Source organism: Methylococcus geothermalis, from assembly GCF_012769535.1.
GTDB classification, from domain to species: domain Bacteria; phylum Pseudomonadota; class Gammaproteobacteria; order Methylococcales; family Methylococcaceae; genus Methylococcus; species Methylococcus geothermalis.
In genome coordinates, this window is record NZ_CP046565.1 from 748,854 (window position 1) to 773,686 (window position 24,833).

Annotated in this window: 22 protein-coding genes; 12 read left to right on the top strand and 10 right to left on the bottom strand. The window is 62.7% G+C overall.

Features of this window, described 5'->3' with window-relative positions; translation table 11 throughout:
- The first annotated feature begins 16 nt into the window (after positions 1-16).
- Together amoA and amoB are read left to right on the top strand one after the other, a co-directional pair.
- The gene (amoA, locus tag GNH96_RS03580) at positions 17-760 is read left to right on the top strand and encodes a bacterial ammonia monooxygenase, subunit AmoA (protein WP_169602350.1); all 744 of its coding nucleotides are present in this window, start codon (positions 17-19) and stop codon (positions 758-760) included.
- A 104-nt stretch (positions 761-864) separates the two neighbouring features.
- A complete protein-coding gene (gene amoB / locus GNH96_RS03585; protein ID WP_169602352.1) occupies positions 865-2,109 on the top strand; it encodes a bacterial ammonia monooxygenase, subunit AmoB in 1,245 nt (414 codons plus the stop codon).
- A 172-nt stretch (positions 2,110-2,281) separates the two neighbouring features.
- On the opposite strand, the gene typA is transcribed toward amoB, so the two are convergent.
- From typA to def, 10 genes are all read right to left on the bottom strand, one after another.
- Entirely contained in the window at positions 2,282-4,096 is a 1,815-nt protein-coding gene (gene typA, locus GNH96_RS03590) for a translational GTPase TypA (protein WP_169604577.1), read from the bottom strand.
- A 117-nt stretch (positions 4,097-4,213) separates the two neighbouring features.
- Positions 4,214-4,606, bottom strand: coding sequence for a rhodanese-like domain-containing protein (locus GNH96_RS03595; protein ID WP_169602354.1), 393 nt, complete (start codon positions 4,604-4,606; stop codon positions 4,214-4,216).
- A complete protein-coding gene (locus GNH96_RS03600) occupies positions 4,603-5,193 on the bottom strand; it encodes a class I SAM-dependent methyltransferase (protein WP_169602356.1) in 591 nt (196 codons plus the stop codon). The genes GNH96_RS03595 and GNH96_RS03600 overlap by 4 nt, the downstream gene beginning before the upstream one ends.
- A gap of 2 nt (positions 5,194-5,195) precedes the next feature.
- Positions 5,196-6,569, bottom strand: coding sequence for a Trk system potassium transporter TrkA (trkA, locus tag GNH96_RS03605; RefSeq protein ID WP_169602358.1), 1,374 nt, complete (start codon positions 6,567-6,569; stop codon positions 5,196-5,198).
- A 23-nt stretch (positions 6,570-6,592) separates the two neighbouring features.
- Positions 6,593-7,957: a sigma-54-dependent transcriptional regulator gene (locus GNH96_RS03610; RefSeq protein ID WP_169602360.1), complete on the bottom strand. Its 1,365-nt coding sequence runs from the start codon at positions 7,955-7,957 to the stop codon at positions 6,593-6,595.
- On the bottom strand, positions 7,954-10,158 hold the full coding sequence (locus tag GNH96_RS03615; protein ID WP_169602362.1) for a sensor histidine kinase: 2,205 nt from the start codon (positions 10,156-10,158) through the stop codon (positions 7,954-7,956). Before GNH96_RS03615 ends, GNH96_RS03610 begins: the two co-directional genes overlap by 4 nt.
- Complete coding sequence (locus GNH96_RS03620; RefSeq protein ID WP_169602364.1) at positions 10,140-10,697, bottom strand: DUF4390 domain-containing protein; 558 nt, start codon at positions 10,695-10,697, stop codon at positions 10,140-10,142. The genes GNH96_RS03615 and GNH96_RS03620 overlap by 19 nt, the downstream gene beginning before the upstream one ends.
- Positions 10,694-11,989, bottom strand: a complete 1,296-nt coding sequence (gene rsmB, locus GNH96_RS03625; RefSeq protein ID WP_169602366.1) for a 16S rRNA (cytosine(967)-C(5))-methyltransferase RsmB — start codon at positions 11,987-11,989, stop codon at positions 10,694-10,696. The genes GNH96_RS03620 and rsmB overlap by 4 nt, the downstream gene beginning before the upstream one ends.
- A complete protein-coding gene (gene fmt, locus GNH96_RS03630) occupies positions 11,986-12,912 on the bottom strand; it encodes a methionyl-tRNA formyltransferase (RefSeq protein ID WP_169602368.1) in 927 nt (308 codons plus the stop codon). Before fmt ends, rsmB begins: the two co-directional genes overlap by 4 nt.
- An 80-nt stretch (positions 12,913-12,992) precedes the next feature.
- Entirely contained in the window at positions 12,993-13,529 is a 537-nt protein-coding gene (gene def / locus GNH96_RS03635) for a peptide deformylase (RefSeq protein ID WP_188114787.1), read from the bottom strand.
- 171 nt (positions 13,530-13,700) lie between these two features.
- Here def and GNH96_RS03640 point away from each other — a divergent pair, with 171 nt between their 5' ends.
- The 10 genes from GNH96_RS03640 (at position 13,701) to GNH96_RS03685 (ending at position 24,697) form a co-directional block, all read left to right on the top strand.
- Positions 13,701-14,726: a LysM peptidoglycan-binding domain-containing protein gene (locus GNH96_RS03640; RefSeq protein ID WP_169602372.1), complete on the top strand. Its 1,026-nt coding sequence runs from the start codon at positions 13,701-13,703 to the stop codon at positions 14,724-14,726.
- Between the two features lie 10 nt (positions 14,727-14,736).
- Complete coding sequence (gene dprA / locus GNH96_RS03645; protein WP_169602374.1) at positions 14,737-15,831, top strand: DNA-processing protein DprA; 1,095 nt, start codon at positions 14,737-14,739, stop codon at positions 15,829-15,831.
- A 35-nt stretch (positions 15,832-15,866) separates the two neighbouring features.
- The gene (locus GNH96_RS03650; protein WP_169602376.1) at positions 15,867-16,334 is read left to right on the top strand and encodes a DUF494 family protein; all 468 of its coding nucleotides are present in this window, start codon (positions 15,867-15,869) and stop codon (positions 16,332-16,334) included.
- 84 nt (positions 16,335-16,418) lie between these two features.
- Positions 16,419-18,725 (top strand): type I DNA topoisomerase, encoded by a 2,307-nt coding sequence (gene topA / locus GNH96_RS03655; RefSeq protein ID WP_169602378.1) that lies wholly within the window; start codon positions 16,419-16,421, stop codon positions 18,723-18,725.
- A 16-nt stretch (positions 18,726-18,741) separates the two neighbouring features.
- A complete protein-coding gene (locus GNH96_RS03660; protein ID WP_169602380.1) occupies positions 18,742-19,302 on the top strand; it encodes an L-threonylcarbamoyladenylate synthase in 561 nt (186 codons plus the stop codon).
- Positions 19,303-19,518: 216 nt separating this feature from the next.
- Entirely contained in the window at positions 19,519-21,090 is a 1,572-nt protein-coding gene (locus tag GNH96_RS03665) for a flavin monoamine oxidase family protein (RefSeq protein ID WP_169602383.1), read from the top strand.
- Between the two features lie 28 nt (positions 21,091-21,118).
- Positions 21,119-22,240 (top strand): molybdenum ABC transporter ATP-binding protein, encoded by a 1,122-nt coding sequence (locus GNH96_RS03670; protein ID WP_169602385.1) that lies wholly within the window; start codon positions 21,119-21,121, stop codon positions 22,238-22,240.
- A gap of 29 nt (positions 22,241-22,269) precedes the next feature.
- Positions 22,270-22,581: a hypothetical protein gene (locus GNH96_RS03675; RefSeq protein WP_169602387.1), complete on the top strand. Its 312-nt coding sequence runs from the start codon at positions 22,270-22,272 to the stop codon at positions 22,579-22,581.
- A gap of 17 nt (positions 22,582-22,598) precedes the next feature.
- On the top strand, positions 22,599-23,594 hold the full coding sequence (locus GNH96_RS03680) for a DUF364 domain-containing protein (RefSeq protein ID WP_169602388.1): 996 nt from the start codon (positions 22,599-22,601) through the stop codon (positions 23,592-23,594).
- A 110-nt stretch (positions 23,595-23,704) separates the two neighbouring features.
- Positions 23,705-24,697, top strand: a complete 993-nt coding sequence (locus GNH96_RS03685; protein ID WP_169602390.1) for a hypothetical protein — start codon at positions 23,705-23,707, stop codon at positions 24,695-24,697.
- The last annotated feature ends 136 nt before the right edge of the window (positions 24,698-24,833 follow it).

Genomic DNA, 24,833 nt, shown 5'->3' on the forward strand with positions numbered 1-24,833 from the left:
TTTGGAGGTAACTTTAATGAGTGCTGCGCAATCTGCGGTTCGTTCGCACGCCGAAGCGGTCCAGTTGTCCCGTACGATCGACTGGATGGCTTTATTCGTAGTGTTCTTCGTGATCGTGGGCTCGTACCACATTCACGCCATGCTCACCATGGGCGACTGGGACTTCTGGGCGGACTGGAAAGACCGTCGACTGTGGGTCACCGTGACCCCGATCGTGCTGGTCACCTTCCCGGCGGCCGTCCAATCCTACCTGTGGGAACGGTATCGTCTGCCCTGGGGTGCCACGGTCTGCGTCCTCGGCCTGCTGCTGGGTGAGTGGATCAACCGCTACTTCAACTTCTGGGGCTGGACCTACTTCCCGATCAACTTCGTCTTCCCCGCCTCGCTGGTGCCGGGCGCCATCATCCTGGACACCGTCCTGATGCTGTCGGGCAGCTACCTGTTCACCGCCATTGTTGGCGCGATGGGTTGGGGTCTGATCTTCTATCCGGGCAACTGGCCGATCATCGCGCCGCTGCACGTTCCCGTGGAGTACAACGGCATGCTGATGTCGATTGCCGACATCCAGGGCTACAACTACGTCCGCACGGGCACCCCGGAATACATCCGCATGGTCGAAAAGGGCACCCTGCGTACCTTCGGTAAGGACGTCGCCCCGGTATCGGCATTCTTCTCCGCGTTCATGTCGATCCTGATCTACTTCATGTGGCACTTCATCGGTCGCTGGTTCTCCAACGAACGGTTCCTGCAGAGCACCTGATCCTTACAGATCGGGGTCGTCACGACCATCGCGAGAGACCGCCCCAAGGCCTGGTGACAAGCCTGAGGGTGACCCAACAGAAAGAACTCGAAAGAGGAGAGATCATGAAAACAATAAAGGACCGGATTGCAAAATGGTCTGCAATCGGACTGCTGTCCGCCGTGGCAGCGACCAGCTTCTACGCCCCGAACGCCTCCGCCCACGGTGAAAAATCGCAGGCCGCGTTCATGCGTATGCGTACCATCCACTGGTACGACCTGACCTGGTCGAAAGAGAAAGTCAAAGTCAACGAAACCGTGGAAATCAAAGGCAAATTCCACGTGTTCGAAGGCTGGCCGGAAACGGTCGACGAACCGGATGTCGCGTTCCTCAACGTCGGCATGCCGGGTCCGGTGTTCATCCGCAAGGAATCGTACATCGGTGGCCAGCTGGTGCCGCGTTCGGTACGTCTGGAAATCGGCAAGACCTACGACTTCCGGGTCGTCCTCAAAGCCCGTCGTCCGGGTGACTGGCACGTTCACACCATGATGAACGTCCAGGGCGGTGGCCCGATCATCGGCCCCGGCAAGTGGATCACCGTGGAAGGTTCCATGAGCGAATTCAGGAACCCCGTCACGACCCTGACCGGTCAGACGGTGGATCTTGAGAACTACAACGAAGGCAACACCTACTTCTGGCATGCCTTCTGGTTCGCCATCGGTGTCGCCTGGATCGGCTACTGGTCGCGTCGACCGATCTTCATCCCCCGTCTGCTGATGGTGGATGCAGGCCGCGCCGACGAACTGGTGTCCACCACCGACCGCAAGGTAGCGATGGGCTTCCTGGCCGCCACCATCCTGATCGTGGTCATGGCCATGTCCAGCGCCAACAGCAAGTACCCGATCACCATCCCGCTGCAGGCCGGCACCATGCGTGGCATGAAGCCGATCGACATGCCGGCGCCGACGGTCTCGGTGAAAGTGGAAGACGCCACCTACCGCGTGCCGGGTCGTGCCATGCGGATGAAGCTCACCATCACCAACCACGGCAACAGGCCGATCCGGTTGGGTGAGTTCTACACCGCCTCGGTGCGTTTCCTGGATTCCAACGTGTACAAGGACACCACGGGCTATCCGGAAGACCTGCTGGCAGAAGACGGCCTGAGCGTCAGCGACAACAGCCCGCTGGCTCCGGGTGAGACCCGCACGGTCGACGTCACCGCGTCGGACGCAGCCTGGGAAGTGTATCGTCTGTCCGACATCATCTACGATCCGGACAGCCGTTTCGCCGGTCTGCTGTTCTTCTTCGACGATCAGGGCAACCGTCAGGTGACCCAGATCGACGCACCGCTGATCCCGTCGTTCATGTAATCGCTTAGGGGAAGTCCTTCGGGGCTTCCCTCCTCGGCGGTGAAAGCCAAAACCCCCGACCGGCAACGGTCGGGGGTTTTTGTTTGTGTTCGAGTCGATGGGCATTGAATCGTGGGAGCAAAAAAAAGGCCTCGGCGTGTCCGAGGCCTTTTCCGCCGGGCTACCTTCAGGTTTAGGCGCTTCGAGAGGCCTTTTTGCGTTCGTGTTCCTGCAAAAGTTTCTTGCGGATACGAATGGTTTGCGGAGTCACTTCCACGAGTTCATCGTCGTCGATGAATTCGATAGCCTGTTCGAGACTGAACTTGATGGCAGGTGTCAGAAGGATGTTCTCGTCGCTACCGGCTGCTCGAATATTGGTCAGCTGCTTGGCTTTGGTTGGGTTGACCACCAGGTCGTTTCCTCGGGTATGCACGCCGACCACCATCCCTTCATACACCTCGTCCCCGTGCTCCACGAAGAGGCGTCCCCGCTCCTGAAGATTGAACAGCGAAAATGCCAGTGCTTTGCCCGATGTATTGGAAATTAGCGCCCCATTCGTTCTCTGTCCGATTGCCCCCTTCTTCATCGGTCCATAATGATCGAATACGTGATACAGGAGCCCGGTTCCCGAGGTGGTGGTGAGGAATTCCGTCTGAAATCCGATGAGGCCGCGGGAGGGAATAATGTATTCGAGCCGTACGCGCCCTTGGCCATCCGGCACCATATTTTGCAGGTCGCCCTTACGCTCGCCGAGCTTTTCCATGACGGAGCCTTGATGTGCCTCTTCCAGCTCGATGGTGACGAATTCATAGGGCTCGCAAGGTTCCCCGTCGATTTCGCGGATGATGACTTCGGGTCTGGAAACCGCCAGCTCATAACCTTCCCGCCGCATGTTTTCGATCAGGATGGAAAGATGCAGCTCGCCGCGGCCGGAGACCGCAAATTTATCCGGATCTGCGGTATCTTCGACGCGAAGGGCGACGTTATGGATCAACTCCCGGTTCAACCTGTCCCGGATCTGTCGTGACGTCAAGAATTTGCCCTCCCTTCCGGCGAAGGGTGAATTATTGACCTGGAAGGTCATGCTGACGGTTGGTTCGTCGACGGTGAGGGGGGGGAGTTGTTCGGCAAAACCCACGGCACAAAGGGTGTCCGATATTTCAAGCCCCTCGATGCCAGTGAACGCGATGATGTCGCCAGCGCTCGCTTCGTCTCTTTCAATGCGTTCCAGCCCGTGGAATGCCAGGACTTGGAGAATGCGGGCCCCGGATTGCCGCCCATCGCGTTTGATCAGCGTGACGGGGGTGTTCCGTTTGACCGTCCCTCTGGCGATTCGCCCGATGCCGATGACTCCGACGTAAGAGTTGTAATCCAGGCTGCTGACCTGCATCTGAAACGGTCCCTCGACATCAACGTCCGGTGGGGATACGTGATTCACGATGGCTTCGAACAGCGGTTCCAGCGTACCGCCGGTGATGTCCGGACTCAATCCGGCATAGCCGTTCAACGCTGAGCAGTAAATCACTGGAAAATCGAGCTGGGCTTCGGTGGCGCCGAGCCGGTCAAACAGGTCGAAGGTCTGGTCCAGCACCCAGTCGGGGCGGGCGCCTGGCCGGTCGATCTTGTTGATCACGACGATGGGATGCAATCCCATGGCGAAGGCCTTTTGGGTGACGAATCGGGTCTGCGGCATGGGGCCGTCCACGGCGTCGACCAGAAGCAAAACCGAGTCGACCATGGAAAGCACACGTTCGACTTCCCCGCCAAAATCGGCGTGGCCGGGAGTGTCGACGATATTGATGCGGTAGTCCCGCCATTTGATGGCGGTATTCTTCGCCAGGATGGTGATGCCTCGTTCTTTCTCGAGGTCATTGGAGTCCATGACGCGCTCGCCTACTCTTTCGTGAGCGGCAAAAGTCCCGCTCTGCTGGAGCAGCTTGTCTACCAGGGTGGTCTTACCGTGGTCGACATGGGCGATGATCGCTATGTTGCGTAACTTGTCTACCATGAGTCTACAGGGGTCGTGTGGGAAAAAAGAAAGCACCCTGCTTCATGATGAGGAAGCGGGGTGCTTGGAAAGTTGGACCGCCATTCAGCGTAGCGGTTTCACGGGGAATCGGTGACCTCAGCTTTGTTCCCAGGGGAGGCCGTGATAACGCCATCCTCCTTTCGAGCTGCGATGACGCTCGGCGTCCAAGGGACCTTCGAAACCTTCGCGTATATTGTACAGTTTCGAATAGCCGGCGGCTGCAAGCTGTTCCGCGGCATCCTGGGAACGCTGGCCGCTTCTGCACAACAGAAGAATCGGGGTGGCGCTGTCGGGCACGAGCTGTCTGACCCGAGCAACGAAATCCGGATTGATCTGCCAGGAAGGGGCGAATTTCCATGGAATGTTGCATGCGCCCGGAGGGTGCCCGATCATCGTGAACTCGATCGGGTCGCGCACGTCGAGGAGGATGTGGTCCGGATGGTCGAGAGTGAATTGCCAGGCGGCAGGGGGGGCGATTTGCTCGATCATGAGAAGGGTCTCTGGGCAATGAGGAAAGCTTCGTCGCGTTGGCCGGCGTTCGGGTTTCCCGTGCGTGTTTCGTCGCGGTAATAACGGATCAGCAGTCCGCCAAAGAGCCGAACGAGTTCGTTGTCGCGCAGCAGAAAGCGTGGATTGCTGGGGCCGGACAGGCTGGATTTGGTTTCCACGAAAGTTTGATAGAACAATAACCCGCCTGGTTTGAGCGCGCCCACGATGGCCGGCGCCAATGCCCGTTCCAGGAACCTGCTGACGACGATGACGTCGTAACGTTCGGCGGGCCAATGGATCTCCGTGACATCGGCGACGCGGGCCTGGATGGCCAGCGCTTCCTTGCGAGCGATATTCCCCAACGCATGGATCCCTGCTTCCGAGATATCGACGGCGTCGACCTCGAAACCTCGGCGGGCCAAAAATACCGCATTGCCGCCAAGCCCGCAGGCCAGGTCCAGCGCCTGCCCGCCGGCGAGCGGAAGCAAATGCGCATTCTCGGACAGGACTGTTGCAGCTGCAGGGAAAGGGCCATTCCAGTCCCGATAGATGCGATTCCATTTTTCTCGAATTGCCGCAGCGTTCACGATCAGCGCCTGGGAGCATCGCCTTGGAACATCTGCTCGATGATCGGAATGACCTTCTTGTCGAGGAGGAACATGATGACATGATCTCCCTCCTCGATGACGGTGTCGTGATGGACTTGTATCACTTCGCGATCCCTTACCAGGGCGCCCATGACTACGCCCGGCGGGATGGGGATGCGGTCGATCGGCATGCCGATCACCTTCGACTTGCCCGGCGTCCCGTGCGCCACGGCTTCAAGCGCTTCGGCATCGCCGTGGCGCAGCGAATGGACCTGGACGACATCGCCTTTGCGGATATGGCGAAGCAAGGCGCCTATGGTGGATTGCTGTGGTGAAATGACAAGGTCGATCTGGTTGGGATCGACGATATCCGCATATGCGGCTTTGTTGACCAGGCTGATGACGCGACGGGCGCCCAGTCGCTTGGCCAGCATGGCGGAGAGGATGTTCGCTTCGTCGTCATTGGTGATGGCGCAGAAAATGTCGGTGTTTTCGATGTTCTCGCTCAGCAGCAACTCCTTGTCGGAAGCGTCTCCCAGCAAGACCACGGTATTGGTCAGGTCTCCGGCGATCTTCTTGGCGCGGTCGGCGTTTTTCTCGATGACCTTGACCTGATAGCGGTGCTCCAGGGCTTGTGCTACCCGCTTGCCGATATGCCCGCCCCCCGCGAACATCAGCCGTTTGTAAGGTTTGTCGAGCTCGCGCAATTCACTCATGACGTCGCTGATTTCTTCCGACGAGGCCATGAAGAATACTTCGTCACCGTGTTCTATCGTTTGTCTTCCATTGGGAATGATGGGGCGAGCGTTACGGAAAATGGCGGCGATTCGGGCGTGGACGTTCGGCATGTGCTGATGAAGCTCGCGAATTTCCCTTCCCACCAAAGGCCCCCCCGTCAGCGCCCGGACCGACACCAGGCGAACCCGCCCCGCGGCGAAGTCCAGAACCTGGGAGGCGCCCGGATATTCCAGCAGTCGTTCGATCATCTGGGTGACGATCTGTTCGGGGCTGATGACTACGTCTATGGGGACGCCTTCCTTCGAAAATATCTCCGGATAGCTCAAATATTCGATGGCGCGCACCCGCGCGATCTTCTTCGGGATATTGAACAAGGTGTGCGAGATCTGACAGGCCAGCATGTTGGTTTCGTCGTCGCTGGTTACGGCGATGAGCATGTCGGTATCGTCGGCGCCCGCCCGCTTCAGCACCGTGGGATGGGCGGCATTGCCCTGTACGGTGCCGATGTCGAAGCGGTCGTGCAGTTCCCGCAGGACACTGGTTTGTTTGTCGACGACCACGATGTCGTTGTCTTCGCTGCAAAGGCTGGCCAGTACGCTCGTGCCGACCTGACCGGCACCCAGGATGATGATCTTCATGTGAAACTGTTGAACTCGCCTGCTTAGCGCTTGTCTTTGAACTTGATGCCCAAGGCATTGAGTTTTCGGTATAAATGCGTGCGTTCCAGGCCGATGGCCTGCGACAGCCGGGCGACGCTGCCGCCGTATTTGTCCAGGTGGTATTCGAGATAGGTTTTCTCGAAGCGTTCGCGGGCTTCTTTCAGCGGAAGCTCGAAAAAGTCGGATTTGCCTTCCGCTTTCAGCGTGTCGGTCGTGCCGCCAAGGACGGACTTGACCTCGTCCAGGGAGACGTCTTCCCCGCTGCCGAGAATCAAAAGCCGCTGGACCAGGTTTTTCAGTTCCCGGATGTTGCCGTTCCAGCTGTAGTGACGCAAGAAATTCTGTACCGATACCGGAAAACGCCGAAAGGGCAGCTTTTCCCGACTGACGAAATAGTCCACGTAAAACCGCAGCAGTTCGGGGACATCCTCGTTGTGTTCGCGAAGCGGCGGGATCTTGAGCGTTACGGCGTTCAGCAAATAAAACAGCTCCCGGCGGAAAAGTCCGGCACGAACCGCATCGTCCAGCGGAATATGCGTCGATGCGACAAGACGGAAGTCCGTATGAATGGGCTCGGTGCCGCCGACACGGTAAAACGCGCCTGTCTCCAAAGCCCCCAGGAGGCGCACCTGGGTTTCCGGTTCGAGATCGGAGACGTCCTCGAGAAAAAGCGTGCCTCCGTGCGCCTGTTCCAGCAGGCCGCGGCGGATTTTTCCGTTGTTTTCGCTGCCGAAAAATTCGATGGCCGATGCCGCCGGAGAAATGGTACCGGCGGCGACCTCCAGGAAAGGCCCGGAGCGGCGCGAGCTGTGAGCATGGAGATAGCGCGCGGCTGTTTCCTTGCCACTGCCGGATTCGCCGACCAGCAGGACCCGTGCGTCGTGCTGGGCGATGCGTTTGATCTGTTCACGCAGCAGCTCCATCGAGGCGCTCTTGCCCACCAGTTCCACGAGTGTTTCGGTGGTGCGTCTGACGCCGACGGTTTCGTGTTTCAGCCTGGCCGATTCCAGGGCGCGCTCCACAGTGATCAGGAGTTTCGCCATCGAGATGGGTTTTTCCAGCACGTCGTAGGCGCCCAGGCGCGTGGCCTCTATGGCGGTTTCCACCGTGGCGTGTCCGGACATCATGATGACCGGGCAGTCGATCGCGCCGCTTTCCAGCCACTCGCGGAGCAGTGAAATGCCGTCTTCGTCCGGCATCCAGATGTCCAGCAGAATCAGGTCGGGCCGATGCGCCCGGACGGCGTCGCGAGCGGCGGCCCCGTTTTCGGCGCCGACGACCGAGTAACCCTCGTCGGTCAGGATTTCCTGGACCAGTCCGCGTATGTCGGGTTCGTCATCGACGACCAAGATGCAGCCTTGATTCATGATCTTGCTCCAGAGCTTCCGCCATTCGCTTCGGCTCTTATGTCTGTTTCAGGTATCGGGAACCGGATGATGAAGCCGGCGCCCTGCTGGTGCCCGTTTTCCACGCGGATGGTCCCGCCGTGTTCCTCGATGATTTTCTTGACGATCGCCAGTCCCAAGCCCGTGCCCTTGGTCTTGGTGGTGACATAGGGTTCGAAAATGCGATCCACCTGGTCTTTCGGAATGCCGGGTCCGTTATCCCGAACCGTCAGTTGCAGGAAAGCTTCTCCCTGCTCGACCGTTTTGCAAAGGACGAAGCACATCTTACCCTGTGTGGAGGGTGCCAGGGCCTCCTGTGAATTCTTGATGAGATTGTGCAGGACTTGCCGGAGCTGAAGCGGGTCGGCGGAAATCTCGGGCAGGTCCGGCTCTTCATCGATTTCGAACCGGATGCCGGACTGCGGCGGGTATAAGGCCGCCACCTCTTCCACGATGCCGGCCAGTGATATCCGTTTGAGCTGGATGGTCGAGGACTTGGCATATTCGGCGAAGGCGTTGACCATGGCTTTCAGGGCTTCGACCTGTTGCACGATCGTTCGGGTCGAGCGGTCCAGGACTTCCGCATCGCGGGCGTCGAGCCGGCTGGCGAGCTTGTGATGAAGGCGTTCGGCGGAAAGCTGGATGGGCGTGAGCGGGTTCTTGATTTCATGGGCCAGGCGCCGGGCAACTTCGCTCCACGCCGCTTGGCGTTGCGCCACGATCAGCGCCGTGACGTCGTCGAATACCACGACGGCGCCGAGCTTTTCACCGCTGCCGTTGAACAGCGGGGTGCCGTGGCAATACAGCTCTCGCCGGCCGCCGGGGCCGATGAAAGAAATCTCGCCCTGCCAAGTGCCGGCGCCCTTTTCCAGCCAGCGTTCGATCCGGTCCAGAGGCTCGCCGAGATAGGGATACTCGGCCTTTAGCCGGCTGATGGGAAGTCCCAGGTAGTCGCGGGCGGGAACGTGCAGGATGTCGTCCACCGCCCGGTTTGCGGTGAGGAGTCGGGAGGTGTTGTCGAAACTGAGCACGCCGGACGACAGGTTGGACAGCACCGTTTCGAGGTAGGTGCGCTGGCGCTCGACTTCCAGACGCGACAGCCTGGCTTCTTCGCTGGCCTGGGCGAGTTTTTCGGTCATGGTGTTGAATGACTCGACCAGGAAGCCGAGTTCATCCTTCGCTCGTACGGCGAGCCGCTGACCGTAGCGGCCTTCCGCGACCGCGCGCGTACCCTGGGCCAGTCGCCGCACCGGTGCGACGATGCGGCGGATGCTCACGAACGCTACCCAGATCGCTGCCAGGAGGCTGAGCAACAGCACCAGCGACAGCGTGAGAATGAAAGTATGCTTGAGGGAGCTGCGGAGGAAGCCGAGTTCCTTGTAGTGCACATAGGCCGATTCGACCGTGCTGGCAAGTTGGGATATCCGCAGCGGGACGGGAAACACGGCTTGCAGGAACAGGGGATCGTCGGAGGGGACGGCGACGATGGCACGGATCTGCAGATTCCCGTCTTGGTTGGGCTCAAGTCGGATATAGGACTTGCCTTGTTTGACCCGGAGCAGAACCCCGGTTTCAGGCAGGTCGGGAAGAATGAAGCCGAGCTGAGAACCGCCGGCGGCGATGATCCGTCCTTGCCTGGAAAACACCGTGAATTCGCCCTCCCCCAATTCATCCCGGAGTTCGGTCAGACGCAGGGGATACTCCATGATCGGCGCCAGTTGCAACTTGGCAGCCGCCTGTTCGGTCTGGTGCAGCATGGTCCGCATCCGCTCGTCGAGCGCCGCCTGGCCCAGCTCCAGCGCATCCTCCATGGCTTGGTCGATGCGGACGTCGAACCAACTGTCGATGCTCTGTTTGAGGAACTGCATGGAGTAGTAGAAGACGATCGACGCCGGCGCGAGGCTGAGCAGGACGAAAAGAAACGCCATGCGGGCCGTCAGGTGCGAGCCCGCCGCCCGCTTGGCGAGCTGCCTGAGCAGGCCGTAGACGTTCACGACGACCAGCGTCAGCAGCAGGATCGAGCCGACCGAATTGATGAGGACCAGCAGCGAATACATGCTGCCGAGCTGCGGCGAGCTCTGCGTGGCGGAGCTCATCAGGTGCAGCGAGGCGACGATGGCCGTGAACAGGACGATCACGACCAAACTGAGCGGGAGGCGGATTCTTAGTTTGCGAATGACCATTGGAACCAGGGGCTGTTGAGATGCCACTGGGGGGAGAGATAGGCCGTGGGGCGCAATGGCAGGGGAAGCGATTCGATGTCGAGCGTCACCGACAGGGCGGCGCGATATTCGCCGCCGGCAAGCGCTTTCATGGCTCCGACGGGCAGGTTTCTGGTCTCGCCAAGTTCTTCCAGCAAGGCGCGCAAGCTGGCGAAGTTCTCGGTGATGCCCGATTCCGCCCTCGTCAGCTGATAGGCGCGCGCCAGAGGGTGAAACCGTATGGTCCGCCGGTGGTTTTCGGCAATCACGGGTTCATCCCACCACCAAGGCCTGACCCGCTTCACGCGAAGACGCATGACCAGGACGAGGGGGACGCCATTGTGCATGGCCTCGATGGCGGTCTCGCTGAAGTGGTAGTCGATGTCGGCATCGAGCGCCCAGGAGCGGTCCTCGTGCCGGAACAACTCGGCCCGGCGCACCGTGAACCCCGGTTCGGCGTTCCAGCCGGCGACGGGGGCAAGGAGAGCGAGCAGGGCCAGCCATCCGGCAAACCGGGTCATGCGGCTTTGCGCAAACGGGCATAAAAGAACCCGTCCATGCCGGATTCCCCTGTCAGAATCTGGCGTCCGTGGCTTAATGGAATGCCCCACTCCGCGGTCAGCAGCAGTTCCGCCGCATCGCCGTGAGCCTCCAGAAAATGGCCTACCTGCCGTTCGTTTTCGGCGCGGATGACCGAGCAGGTGGCATACACGAGGACGCCGCCGGGTTTGAGCAGCGGCCAGGCAGCCTCGAAGATGGCCCCCTGCAGTCCGCTCAATGCGTCGAGATCGCGCGGTTCCCGCAGCCGTTTGATGTCGGGGTGGCGCCGAATGACCCCGGTCGCCGAGCAGGGCGCATCGAGCAGGATACGGTCGAACGGACGGCCGTCCCACCAGGATTCCGGCGAGCGGGCATCGCCGGCGACCACCGTGGCGGAGAGTCTTTCCCGCTCCAGGTTTTCCCGGATGCGTGAGCATCGTTCGGCATCGACATCCACAGCGACGACTTCGAGCTTCCCGTGGCAGAGTTCGAGCATGTGCAGCGTCTTCCCGCCGGGCGCCGCGCAGATGTCCAGAACCCTCTCGCCCGGTTCGGCGGCGACCAGGGTGGCCGCCAGTTGGGCGGCTTCGTCCTGGACCGATACCCGGCCGTCGGCAAAGCCGGGTAGCGCTTCCACCGGGACCGGAGATTCGAGGGTCAGCCCTAAGGGCGAATGGCGGCAGGGAAGCGCGCCGATGCCGGCTTCAGCCAGCCGTTCGAGATAGCCGGCGCGGTCCTCCTGCAGCGGGTTGACACGGATCGTCATCGGCGGCGGCAGGTTGTTCTGCTGAATGAGGGACTCCCAATGCTCGGGCCAGTCGGCGGCGAGCCGCTCGCGCAACCAGGCGGGATGGGCATCTCGTCCGACGGGATCCTGCAGGGCCCGGCTTTCCAGTTCCTCCTTCCGCCGTAGATAGCTCCTCAGAATGGCGTTCAGCAAAGGCTTCGCCCAGCTTTTCCGGCCGGCGGCCTCGACGGTCTCCGAAACCGCGGCGTGGGGTTTGACGTTCATGCTGCGCAACTGGTGGAGGCCGATCAGCGCGAGCAGCCGGATCTCCTGGTCGCGGATGGGTTTGAGCGCAAGCCGGCCGAGCAGGAAGTCCAGCGGCTCGAAGGCGCGGAGCACGCCGTAGCACAGCGATTGCACGAAAGCCCGGTCGCGGGCGTCCGGCAACGAAGGAAGACGCTTCCCCAGCGCCGCGGTCAGCGAATGCCGGTCGACGACGACGTCATAAAGCGCAGCGGCAGCCAGCGTGCGGGTATTCGCCGTCATGTGCCCAGCCGCTTTCCGTCAATGGGGTGAGCGTTCAGGAAATCGGCGGCGCTCATCCGCCGCTTCCCCGGGGGCTGAATTTCCAGAATTCGTAACGTACCCTGCCCGCAGGCGACGTCGAAGTTTTTCGAAGCCGCGACCGCCGTGCCCGGCGCGGCGTCCAATGGGGTATCCAGTGCCTGCGCCGCCCATATCCGCAGGACCGTCCCCTCCAGCGTCGTTTCCGCCACCGGCCAGGGATTGAACGCCCGCACCCGGCGGTCGATCTGGGCCGCATTTTGCCGCCAGTCGATGCGGGCCTCGGATTTTTCGATCTTCTCGGCGTAGGTGACCAGGGCTTCGTCCTGGGTTTCACCCGGCAGGCCGCCGGCCTCCAGCTCGGGGAGCAGCTCGATCAGCATTTCGGCGCCGAGCCCGGCGAGGCGGTCATGCAAGGTGGCGGCGGTATCGTCGCCGGCGATCGGACAGTTCCGCTTGGCCAGCATCGGGCCGGCATCCAGACGCGGCTCGATGCGCATCAGGGTGACGCCCGTCTCCGGGTCGCCGGCGAGTATGGCCCGCTGGATCGGCGCCGCCCCGCGCCAACGCGGCAGCAGGGAGGCATGGATGTTGACGCAGCCGAGCCGCGGAACGGCCAGGATGGGCGTCGGCAGGATCAGGCCGTAGGCGACGACGACCATCAGATCCGGCGCCAGCTCGCGCAGCCGGCCGAGCTCCTCGGGCCCTTTCAGGGATTCCGGCTGCAGCACCGGAATGCCGTAGTCGGCGGCGAGCTGCTTGACTGGGCTGGCCATGAGCTTGCGGCCGCGGCCGGCGGGCCGGTCGGGCTGGGTGTAGACGGCGCAGGGTGAATGGCCGGATGCGATCAGGGCGTGCAGGGCAGGGACGGCAAATGCGGGCGTGCCGGCGAATACAATGTTCATGAAGCCGTCGCTCAGGTTGGACGAACGCGGCGCGTCCGCCGCAGTGGGGTGATCAGCGTCTTCGCTCCGGCTTCGGGCGGTCAAACGGCCGCAGCGGCACGCGGCGCCTTGTTGATTTCCTTCATGCGCCGCTCCTTCTGGAGTTTCTTGCGGGCCATCTGGCGTTTCAGGGCGGACAGGTGATCGAGGAAGAGCTTGCCCTCCAGGTGGTCCATTTCGTGCTGGATGCAGACCGCCAGCAGCCCCTCCGCCGACATTTCGAAGAAATCGCCATGGCGGTCCTGGGCGCGGACCCTGACCGAATCCGCCCGGCTCACTTTTTCGAAAATACCCGGAACCGACAGGCAGCCTTCCTCCATCTCGCCGCTCCCGTTCTTTTCGAGCAGTTCCGGATTGATCAGGCAAAGCGGCGCGCTTTTTTCCTCGGAAACGTCGATGACGAGAACGCGCTTGTGCACGTTGACCTGAGTGGCCGCCAGGCCGACGCCGGGTGCCGCGTACATGGTCTCGAACATGTCGTCGATGGTCCTGCGCAGGGCGTCGTCGAACACTTCGACCGGCGCGGCCTTCTTGCGCAAACGTTCGTCAGGAAATTCGAGAATGGATAGAATGGTCACGGTAGCCTCTTCCGCTGGGCGCGCGGGAAACAATAGCTGCTCAAGCGTGGAATTTTAGCGAATTCCGTCGAGAGAATGAATCCAAAGCCTGATGCAGCCAGATATGCAACGTCTGAACGGTAAGACAAGCAAACTTCACTCCAGTTTCCTGGTGATGCCGCAAAAATAGCCATGATCGCCAAGTTTGCAGTCGGCTTGGCGCTGCTCTTCGTCTGCGCCGGGACATGGGCGGCCGGGATCGCTCTCAATCCGGACCATCCAGAGCGCTATCTGGTCGCGCCGAACGATACGATCTGGGACGTTGCCTCCCGGTTTCTGAAAAATCCGGCACAATGGTCCGAGGTGTGGTACCGGAACCCGGCGTTGGGGAATCCCGACCAGATCTATCCGGGCGATGTGCTCGTCCTCCGCTGGGTGGCCGGCCGCCCGCGCATCGAGCTCGAGACCGCCGCGGCCGTCCCGTTGAATCCGGTCATTCGGGTGACGCCGCTGGTGCGGGAGATTCCGGCCATTCCGGCGGACGCCATCCGGGCATTTCTGACCCGGCCCAGGGTCCTGGACAGTTCCGATGTCGATGCCCTTCCTTACATCGTCGGATTTCCGGACGAGCACATCTCCGGCGGCGCCGGTTACGGCATCTATGCGCGAGGGCTCAAAGAGGCCAAGGACACCATTCTGACCGTCGTGCGACCGGGCCCTGCCTATCGCGATGGCGCCACCGAGGAAGTGCTCGGCTACGAAGCCTTGTATATCGGGGACGCGCAGGTCCGGATCGCCGGCGAGCCTTCGGAGCTCCTGCTGGTCCGGGCCGAACGGGAAGCGGTGATCGGCGACCGTCTGCTGGCCGTCGAGCCGCACGAGCTTGCGACGTCGTACACCCTTCACGCGCCGGAGAAACCGGTTGCCGGCAGGATCATCGGTGTGCTCGACGGTGTCACCCAGATCGGGCAATACCAGGTGATCGTCCTGGATCGGGGCACCAGGGATGGCCTGGAAGTCGGCCACGTGCTCGATATCCACCGTGAAGCCGACACGATCAAAGACTACGTCGCCGGCGGCTTCGGCAACGTCGTCGAGACGCCGCCGGAATGGTCGGGCTCGCTGGTGGTCTTCCGGCCCTTCGATCGTGTCAGTTATGCGCTGGTCATGAAGGCGGTGAGGGCGATGCACATCGGCGACATTGTCAGGTCTCCGTAGCGTCCGCCCGATGCCCGCTACCCCGTTACGCTACTGGTTGGCCCTGGCGCGGATACCCGGTGTCGGGCCGCGCCGCGCCGCATCCCTGCTGGATCGGTTCGGCGCGGCCCGCGCGGTGTTCGGACAGCCGCGGGAAGCTTACGATGGGCTTCGTTTGAGCTCGGACGCGCTGCATCGTCTGGCGCGGCCGGCGTGGGACGCCGTCGAGGCGGATCTGGCCTGGTTGTCGCAGCCGGGACACAGTTGCATCACTTTGCACGATCCGGAATATCCGTCTTTGCTCCGTGAAATCGCCGATCCGCCGGTGGTGCTTTTCGTGAGAGGCGATCCCGCCTTGTTGCGGAGCAAACAGATCGCCATCGTCGGCAGCCGTAATCCTTCGGCGACGGGCGAGCGGACGGCGCGCCAGTTCGCCGCGGCTTTATCGCGGGCTGGGCTGGCGGTTACCAGTGGCCTGGCCTTGGGGATCGACGCCGCGGGGCATCAAGGGGCGCTGGAAGCCGGCGCCCCGACCGTCGCCGTGTTCGGGTGCGGGCCGGACCGCATTTATCCGCCGCGGCACCAGGCTTTGGCCGATGCCATCGCCGGTAGCGGCGGGGCGCTGGTTTCCGAGTTTCCTCCCGGTACCCCGCCGAGCCGGGAGGGATTTCCGCGCCGCAACCGGATCATCAGCGGCCTCAGCCTCGGCGTGCTGGTGGTGGAGGCGGCGCTGAAATCGGGTTCGCTCATCACCGCGCGCCAAGCGATGGAACAGGGGCGCGAGGTTTTCGCCATTCCCGGCTCGATCCACGATCCCCTGGCTCGGGGCTGCAATGCGCTGATCCGTGAGGGCGCAAAGCTGGTGGAGTCGGTCCCGGACATTCTCGAGGAACTGGGCGCGCTGGCGGGTTTCGTGGATTTCCACGGAGACTCACCTGCTCCGCAGCCGGTGGACGCGGAAGCCGCGCGGATTCTGGCACATATTGCCTATGCGCCGACGTCCGTGGATACTCTAGTCGCGGCAACAGGTTATACAGCGAACCTCATCGCCTCGAAACTCGTCCTGCTCGAGATGGAGGGCCATGTGGCGGCTGCGCCGGGCGGCGGATACCGCCGTATAAAGTAGGGAGCGTACCGACGCTCCCCCACTCGAGAGGGCCAATGAAAGAAAACGTGTTTGATGTATTGATCTACCTGTTCGAAAACTATCTGGACCGCGACGCCGAGCAGACGCCGGATCCCGACGAGATGCGGACCGAGTTGCTGGAGGCGGGTTTTCCGCAGCAGGAGATCAATCGGGCGTTCGATTGGCTGGAGACACTGGGCGCCCAACAGCCGATGCGTGCCGCCTCCCTCCCCGCCTTCCGAATCTTTTCGTCGGAAGAATTGGCCAAGCTGGATGTGGAATGCCGCGGTTTCCTGATGTTTCTGGAGCAGAGCGGCATCCTGACGGCGGCGAGCAGGGAAATGGTCATCGATCGCCTGATGGCTTTGAACGAGGAACCCATCTCGCTCGAAAATCTGAAATGGGTCGTGCTGATGGTGCTGTTCAGCCAGCCCAGCGAGGAAGTCGCGTTCGCACGCATGGAAAATCTCGTTTATGAAAGTTTTCCCGGCTATATCCACTAAAGTCCGGGCGGCGGCTCCGGCCGGGACAGCAGGCGCGAAGCTGCAGTTCGCTCCAAGAGCCACCGCCTGAGGCAGATTTCATTCATGGCTCAACATCTCGTCATCGTCGAATCGCCGGCCAAAGCCCGGACGATCGAAAAATATCTCGGCAAGTCTTTCCAGGTCTATGCCTCCTACGGGCACGTGAGGGATTTGGTCCCCAAGGAAGGCGCGGTCGATCCGGACCACGATTTTTCGATGAAGTACGAAATCATCGAAAAGAACAAGAAGCATGTGCAGGCAATTTCCAAGGCCATGGAAAAGGCCGATGCGCTTTACCTCGCGACTGACCCGGACCGCGAAGGCGAGGCGATTTCCTGGCATCTGTACGAGCTGCTGAAGGAGCAGCACGTGCTCGACAGCAAGCCGGTACACCGGGTGGTTTTTCATGAGATCACCAAGCGCGCAATCACCGAAGCGGTGGCTAACCCTAAGCCGCTGTCGGCCGATTTGATCCATGCCCAGCAGGCCCGGCGGGCGCTCGATTACCTGGTCGGCTTCAAGCTTTCGCCCCTGTTGTGGAAGAAGATCCGCCGCGGCCTGTCGGCGGGCCGGGTGCAGAGCCCCGCGTTGCGGATGATCGTGGAACGCGAGCTCGAAATCGAGCGCTTCGAAAGCCGGGAATACTGGACCATCGAGGCGGCGATCCCATTCGAAGACCAGGTGCTTTCGGCCCGGCTGACCCATCTGGCCGGCAAGAAGCTCGAGCAGTTCAGCATCGTCAACGAAGAGCAGGCGCAAGCCGCGCGGCAGAGTTTGCTGGATCAGGCCCGGGGCAAATTGCGGGTGACCAAGGTCGAGGAGAAGGAGCGCAAGCGCAACCCGGCAGCGCCCTTCACCACTTCGACCCTGCAGCAGGAAGCCGCCAGGAAGCTCGGCTTCACCACTCGGCGAACCATGACGGTGGCGCAGCAGCTCTACGAAGGCATCGACCTCGGCGGCGAGGCGGTGGGCTTGATCACCTACATGCGCACCGATTCGGTGAACCTCGCCCAGGAAGCGATCCAGGAATTGCGTGCGCTGATCGAGTCGCGTTACGGCAAGGACAACCTGCCGGAGCAGCCGCGCCTCTACAAGACCAAGAGCAAGAATGCCCAGGAGGCCCATGAGGCGATCCGTCCGACCTCGGCGTTCCGCAGTCCGGAGTCGGTCAAGGCGCATCTGACGCCGGACCAGCTCAAGCTCTACAGCCTGATCTGGAAGCGCAGCGTGGCCTGCCAGATGGTCCATGCGACCTTGAACACCGTCACGGTGGACTTCGCCTGCGGCAGCACCGACAACCTGTTCCGCGCCACCGGCTCGACCGTGATCCATCCGGGCTTCATGTCGGTGTACCGGGAAGGTCAGGACGATGTGCCGGAGGAAAGCGACGAAATCTATCTGCCTAAGCTGGCGGAGGGGCAGGAGGTCGGATTGAGCGATGTGATCCCTTCGCAGCATTTCACCGAGCCGCCGCCGCGCTATACCGAGGCCAGTCTGGTCAAGGCGCTGGAGGAGTATGGCATCGGTCGGCCGTCGACCTACGCGACCATCATTTCGACGCTGCAGCAGCGGCATTACGTCGAGCTTGAAAGCAAGCGGTTCCATCCCACCGATCTGGGGCGGGTGGTGAACAAGTTCCTGACGGAGCATTTCAACCGTTACGTCGACTACAACTTCACCGCCAATCTCGAAGACGATCTGGACGCCGTGTCGCGTGGGGAAAAGGACTGGATTCCGCTCATGCGGGAATTCTGGGGGCCATTCCATACCCTGATCGGCGAAAAGGACGAAAGCCTGAAACGGGCCGATGTGACGCATGAGGCGATCGACGAGAAATGCCCGGAATGCGGGAGTCCGCTATCGATCCGGCTGGGGCGCAACGGGCGCTTCATCGGCTGCACCAACTATCCCCAGTGCAAATACACGCGCAATCTGGCGGGCAAGGAATCGGAGCAGGCCGAACCCGAAGTCGTCGAAGGGCGGCAGTGCCCGAAATGCAACTCGCCCCTGGTCATCAAGACGGGGCGCTACGGCCGCTTCATCGGCTGCAGCGGCTATCCCGCCTGCCGCCACATCGAGCCGCTGGAGAAGCCCACCGATACCGGCGTGACGTGTCCGGAGTGCCACCAGGGTACCTTGACCAAGCGCAAATCGCGCTTCGGCAAGCTGTTCTATTCCTGCTCGACCTACCCCAAATGCAGCTATGCCGTATGGAATCCGCCGATTGCCGAGGCTTGCCCGGCCTGCCAGTGGCCGGTGCTCACGCTGAAGACCACCAAGCGCCGCGGTACCGAGAAAGTGTGTCCGCGCAAGGAATGCGGCTATGCGACGCCGTACGAGGGCGCACCGCTGACCGATTCGGCTGCCTGACAACGGTCCGGCGCGCGTGGGCTGGGTTTCCCGGTTCCGTATCGCCCGCGCCGCGGATGCCCTGCGCCGGGGCCGGATCGTGGCCTACCCCACCGAGGCCGTCTATGGTCTGGGATGCGATCCCTTCAACGAAGATGCCGTCCGCCATCTGCTGGCGCTCAAGCAGCGCAGCGAGACCAAGGGTCTGATCCTGATCGCGGCGGACGTGGAGGCCATCGAAGCCCTGGTCGACCTTGCCGGCGTCCCGCGCAGCGGTGAAGTGCGCGCGAGCTGGCCCGGGCCCACCACTTGGCTGATTCCCCCCCGCCTCGGCGTTCCCGAGTGGCTGTGCGGTGCTCATGACTCCCTGGCGGTCCGGGTCACCGCCCACCCCATTGCGGCCGCCCTGTGCCGCGCCTTCGGCGGCGCGATCGTCTCGACCAGCGCCAACCTTTCAGGGCATCGGCCCGCTCGAACTCCCTTGCGGCTGTGGTGCCAGTTTTCCCGGCAGGCGATCCATTTCCTGCCCGGCCGCCTCGGCGGCGCCGACCGTCCCACCCGGATCCTCGACGCCATGAGCGGGCGCCGCGTCCGCTGATCCTGCGGGAGGCGCGTGTCATAAATCCGACAAAACCGGCATCCGCCCGCGCCGGTGTTGGAAAAATACCAGGCGGAAGACGCCGGCCCGCAGCATCATCCGGGCACGGCATACCCTGAAACCCCGGGTTTCAGGCATCCCCTTCGGTTCTCCGCCCACCCGCGCAGGCGATGGAACGCTGTTTGCTGGGAATCGTTATGATAGGAAGAGCCCCCCATGCTCGAAATCGCAATCGTCGGCGGCGGCCTGTGCGGCTTGGCGCTTGCCCAGGGCTTGCAGGCCCGGCAGCGCGACGTCGCCTTGTTTGAGGCACGCGACCGTCTCGGCGGACGCATCCTGTCGGTGCCCAGTGAAAAAGCCGGCATGGCGCTGGACCTCGGGCCCACCTGGTTCTGGCCGGAAATCCAGCCGCGCATGCTCAAGCTGGTCAACGATCTGGGGTTGCGCAGCTTTCCCCAGCACGATACGGGCGAAGTCCTGTACCTGACCGACCACGACAAGGCACCAGACACCCTGAGCCGACCCGGTCTGCACGGCGGCGCTCACCGTCTCGAAGGCGGAATGGCGAGCCTGGTGGAGGCGTTGCGGCGGAATCTGCCCGCTGATGCGCTGAGATTCGGCCATGTGCTCACCGCCGTGGCCGATCGCGGCGATCACGTAGAGCTGAGCTTCGTCTGCGGCGGGGACACCGTCGTCGCCGCCGCGCGCCGCGTGGTGCTCGCGATGCCGCCGCGCCTGGTCGAAGAACGCGTTCGCTTCGAGCCGGCCCTGGACGGCAAGGTACTCGACGCCTTGCGCGAGACCCACACCTGGATGGCCGACCAAGCAAAGACGGTCGTCGCATACGACAAACCCTTCTGGCGCGAGGCCGGCCAATCCGGGAACGCCTTCGTCCAGCACGAACATGTCGTGCTCGGCGAAATCTTCGATGCCTGCGACGCGAATGCCGATCGGGCCGCCCTCGGCGGCTTCTTCGCGCTGCCTCCGGAGGCGCGAGCCAATCTGCGGCAAGGCCTGCCGATGTTGGTGTCCAGCCAGATGGTGCAGGTCTTCGGCATCGCGGCAGAACGGGGCGAGGCGCACTTTCAGGATTGGGCGGCGGAGTCCTATACCTGCAGCCGGAGGGACCACGTTCCTCCGGACAATCATCCTGAGTACGGCCATCCGGTATTGCGGCAGCCGCTATGGGGCGGCCGGCTGCATTTCGGCGGGTCGGAGACCGCGAGCTACGGCGGCGGTTACCTTGAAGGCGCCCTTGAGGCGGCTGCCCGGCTCCAAAGGGCGATGGTCGTGGAGCGGCCCTCGGTCGCGCCGGGGATTGGGCAGAACGAGCAAGGCATCGCCGAGTTCGGCGAGTGGGTGGCCACTCAGCGCGGGGCCGTTCTCGAGCGCTACAAACGTCTGCTCCACCAGAATCTGGCGAGCCAGCGCACCGAGCAGCTTACGCAGCGGGCCGTGCTCGGCGTGATGGAGCAGGTCTACAGCGAAGCCTTGGCAAGGCTCGGCGAGTTGCCCTTCCATGCCCCCGGCGCCAGCGTCGAAACCGAGCTGTCGGCGCTGGCGCAAGCATTGCTGGCACCCTTCGTCGGCTTCAACAAGTTCCTGCTCGACGAAGCGATCGCGTTCAACGGCGGTTCCTGCGCGCTGTCCAATTTCCCGTCCGAGCATCGGCCGTCGCCCGACTATCTGGAAACCACGGCCCGCGACCTGGCCGCAGCCTGGCGCGAGTTCGCCTACAACGTCAACGCCCTTCTGGCGGGCCGCCTCGCCGTGCGGGCGGCGGCATGATGGAGAGCGAAATTCGGAGGAGCATTCGATGCTTGAACTGGATGTAAGACTGAGGCGGGGCCATTTCGATCTGTCCGCCCGCCTGGCCATAGACAGTCCGATGACTGCCTGTTTCGGGCCGCCTGGCGCCGGCAAGAGCACCCTGCTGGGCATGATCGCCGGCGTCGTCAGTCCGCATCGCGGCTGGATCAGGCTCGGCGGCGATACGGTTTTCGACAGCCGCCAGGGCGTGCGCGTGCCCGCCGCCCGCCGCCGGGTCGGCCTCGTGCGCTTCGATCCGGCCAGCCACCCGCGGCAGACGGTACGCGCGCTGCTCCAGGACGCCCATCAGAATTCGGCTCGAACCGGTGCTTTCGGCGTCGGCGAGGTGGTCGAGCTGCTGGAGCTGGAGCCCTTGCTCGAGAGCGGCGTTCAAGCCTTGACGCCGGGACACAGGCAGCGGGTTGCCCTGGCGCACGCGCTGATCCCTGCGCCACGCCTGTTGCTGCTCGATGATCAGCTCGAAGTTTCAGGCGTCTCCAACTCGGGATTGCTGCCCTATCTCACGCGGGTTCGCGATGAGTTGAACGTCCCCGTCATTTACGTCAGCCATTCGCTGGGCGAGGTTTTGCAGCTCACCAACCGCATGGTGTTGATGGTCAATGGCCGCATCCTGGGGGTCGGGGATCCGCATGAAATCATCACCGACAAAATCCTTTCCGCCGCCTCGGCCTTGCAGGGCATAGAGAGCATCCTTCCGGTGACCGTGCTGGGCCATGAGGCCGAGAATGGCTGCACCATCGCCTACTACCACGGCACCGAGCTGGTACTGCCGATGGCCGCGCATCTGACGCCGGGCGAATCCGCCCACGTGTCCATCCGCTCCAGCGACATCGCGTTGTCGAAGCACCATCTGCAGGGGACGTCGATCCAGAACCAGATCAAGGGCCGAGTGTGCGCCGTCATCCGTACACCGGGGCACGCCGTGGTACAAATCGACTGCGGCATCACCCTGCTGGCGGGCATTTCCCTGAAAGCGCTCAACGAGATGGCTTTGCGGGAAGGAGACAACGTATATTGCCTGATCAAGGTGCATGCGTTGTCCTATGTCGGCAGCCCATCTCGGGAGCGGAATCGCACCGACGCCGCGGAAATGACGGTCAGGCATTGAAGAAACCAGCTATTACGAGGCAGATATCGATGAGCACCTATATCAAAACGACGCAGGACGGCCGCAAGGTCGAAGTCATCGGACTGGCCGTTTGCCTCGACGGCCACAAAGAAGCCACCCGTCTGGTTTCCGTCGCCGAACACCCCAACCGGGCCGCCATCCTGGCGGTGATGCCCGATGCCACCCACATGGCCGGCAGGCTGCCTCTCACGGCGGAAGAGGCCGTTGCCGTCCAGGCTGCGCTCGATGCGGGGCGGGAGGCCTATGCGCGGAGCCCCAGAGGTATCTCGGAACGGATCCGTTGGGTACAGAACCAGGCATTGGCGAACCGCGACGGCTGAGCCCACCCCCTTCGCGGATGACGAACCCTTACGAAATCTACGATCTGCTCCAGGATTATGCCGGCGCACCGGTGCCCGTCGGCACCGTGGTCATCGGCCTGGTCTGGACCCTTTGCGAAGCCGATGCCATCGGGCTCGCGATGAGCCCCGGCATTCACACCCGTACCCTCCCCTGGGCCGGCACCCTGAGGGGCAAGACCTTATCCGAACTGGCGGCTTGGCTGCGGGACTTCGACCCGTACCGCTCGACGGTCGGCATGGCGGCCGTCAATGCCGGCATCCACCGGCTCGGCATGCTGCCGGAAGGCGAGACGCTTTCGCCCGTCATGGGAGGGAACAACAACCTCGCCGTCTTCGAGCATTTCCTCCCCGAGCTGCGAGGCAAGCGAGTCGTGGTGATCGGCCGTTATCCGGGGCTGGACCGGTTCGCCGAAACGCACTCCCTGACAGTCACCGTCCTGGAACGTCAGCCCGGCCCCGAAGACCTGCCGGATTCCGCCTGCGAATACCTGCTGCCCGAGGCCGATTGGGTTTTCATCACGGCCACTTCGATTCCGAACAAGACCTTTCCGCGTCTCGCCGCCCTGGCGAGCGCCGCCACCACGGTGCTGATGGGGCCGACCGTTCCCTGGCTGCCCGAACTCCACCATTTCGGCATCGACTATCTGGCCGGTGTGGAGGTGGCCGATCCCGGAATCCTGAAGGACACGGTGTGCGAAGGCGGAGGCGTACGGATCTTCGACGCCGGCGTGCGCTACCGGATTGCGCCCATCGGCATCGAGGCCAGCAAGCAATGGGCGCGTCGGATGATCGCCGAGGCGGCTCAGGAGCGGGAGCGCCTCAAGCGGGACATGGAAGCATGGTATGGCCACGGCGGCTCCGGGCGTTTTCCGGAGTATGCGCAACTGGAGGCGGTCGACCGTCGCCTGTCGCGTCTCGACACCTGCTTCAAGCGGCTCTGGGACGTCTCTCCCGATCCGGTTCCGGGACGTGTGCCCAACCTCGCCCGCTGATCCGGCGTTCGTGGCCGGGAGGCATCGGGCGGCTTCAAAACCATGTGATTTGACGGGTTATTGCTTGGCAGTAAAATGCAATCGAAATCAGGTCTTGCTGGAGAGGGTCGATGATTGCTGACGTCAGAGTTTTGCCCGAAGCCGATGCGGACACGCCGGTCAGGTTCGACGGCCACCTGCTCGATAAGCTCTGCAAGGACACGCTGGCGTCGTCCGACGACGCGGCTCTGCTGGAACGGATGCGCCAGGCCTATCCCGGCTCTCCGCTGCACCTCGCGCGCCTCGGGCACGAATGGTACCGCCTAGGCGGCATCGTCAAGCCGAACGGTGCCCGTATTGCGGCGGACATGGGCGAATGGGCCGAGCGCACGTTCATCGAATGCGGGCAGAATTTCAATACGCTGCTGGCGCATTGCGAGGAAGGCGGCTTCCTCGCCACGCACCACACCGGCGTCACGCTCTACCTCGTCGCCCAGACCGGGCCGCGCGCGGAGGATTTCGTCCAGATCGAGGTGGACCGGACACAGGAAACGGCGGACCGCTACCTGATCGATGCGGCGAACCCGCCGGAGGACCTCGAAGAACTGATCGATCCCATCGAGCCGGTCGGGGTCGAGCCCTTCGCGGTGGGCGCAGCCCGCTATACCTACCGGCGGAAAACCGAGGTCGCCCTGTTCATGCGGGAGTTGGGCCGGCATCGCCCGGACCGCCATCCCGCCCAGCGCTTCATGGACGACTGGAACGCCAGCAGCGCCGGCCCGCGGAAAGTATTCTGCGAGGACTGGAGCCTGCGCCTGTTCCAGCACATCGGCCGCCACGGCGAGCAGATCATGAACGTCGAGATCGTCCACAACCGCACTCGCGAAGTGCCGCGCCTGGAGGGCCCGGACGGCAAGAAGGGCAACGCCTTGGCCACGCTGCTCAATCGCTTCGACGCCCAGGCGGGTTACCCGTTCGCCTGGTATTTCCACATGCTCAAAGGCTTGGTGTCGCCCCATGTCGGCGAAGCGGTCCATCGCGACCTTTCCAAGGATTACGCCTATCTCCCCGACCGCGACGCTGCCGTGCTGAAGCAATGGGCCGCGGAGCCCTACTGTTTGTGAGCCGTACTTTCCGAGTCCCGCTCGCCGAAGCAGCCCGTTGAGCTGATCCGCCATGCCCGGACCTGCACAGGGATGTGCACCGGATCGCGCCGTCGTCATTGGGCTGCGATGCCGACCTATGGTAGAAAGCCCGTAG